The sequence below is a fragment of the Frankia sp. Hr75.2 genome, from assembly GCF_949319125.1.
Classification (GTDB): domain Bacteria; phylum Actinomycetota; class Actinomycetes; order Frankiales; family Frankiaceae; genus Parafrankia; species Parafrankia soli.
Map to the genome: position 1 here is coordinate 1 of NZ_CASGGV010000184.1, position 953 is coordinate 953.

General features: G+C 72.2%; 1 protein-coding gene. It reads left to right on the forward strand.

Annotation, left to right across the window (positions count from 1 at the left end):
* Positions 1–710: zinc-binding dehydrogenase (locus tag AC559T_RS14165; RefSeq protein ID WP_498868993.1), on the forward strand; the 710-nt coding region annotated here is incomplete at its 5' end.
* Positions 711–953 lie beyond the last annotated feature (243 nt).

Consider the following 953-nt stretch of genomic DNA (forward strand, 5'->3'; position numbering starts at 1 on the left):
TGTGTCTGGACGGCCGGTACAACCTGTGCCCCACCCACATCCATCGGGCACTGGGCTCCAGCGCGGACGGCGGGATGGCCGAGCAGTTCCGCGTCCCCTCGCAGCGGCTCGTCGCGCTGCCGCCCGGTCTCGACATCCGCGACGCCTCGCTCGTCGAGCCCGCGTCGGTCTCCTGGCACGCCCTCCGGCTGGCCGGCACCGGTCCGGACACCCGGCTGGCTGTCGTGGGAGCAGGTGCGCTCGGCCTGCTCGCCGCCGCCGGCGCGCGCCGCCAGGGTGCTCCCGAGGTGGACCTCGAGGCACGCCATCCGCACCAGGTCGAAGCCGGCGAGCGCCTCGGGGCCAAGGTCGGGACCACGGGCCTGTACGACGTGGTCGTGGAGGCCGCGGGAACGTCGGCCAGCCTCGCCCGCGCCGTCGACCTCGTGGCGCCGGGCGGGACGGTGGTCGTCGTCGGCTTCCACATGGGCACGGTGGAGGTCAACTGGTCCCCGCTGTTCCACCGTGAGGCCCGGCTCATCCCCTCGATGAGCTACTGCCGGCACGCGAACGGGCGCGAGATGGAGGACGCGGCGACCATGCTCGCCGACAGTCCCGAGATCGCCCGCGCGCTGATCACCCATCGGTTCCCGCTTGAGGACGCTGTCGAGGCGTTCCGGGTCGCCGCCGACCGCAAGGCCGGAGCGCTGCGGGTGGTGGTCGAACCGTGACCTCCGTGGGCATCGTGACGGGCGCCGGCCGCCACCCGTACAGGGGCGTGACCGCACCGCCGGCGACGAAGCCGCCGCTATCCTCCGACCTGTGACCGGACGCAACAGGACCCCGGACGGGCAACGCGCCGCGGACGGCGACCTGGACCGCATCGAGATCCGGATCGAGGTTGTCGACTGCTTGATCGAAGACCGTGGGCCTTGACGTTCGTCTATGCAAAGCCTTGACGCACGTCTAGGCTA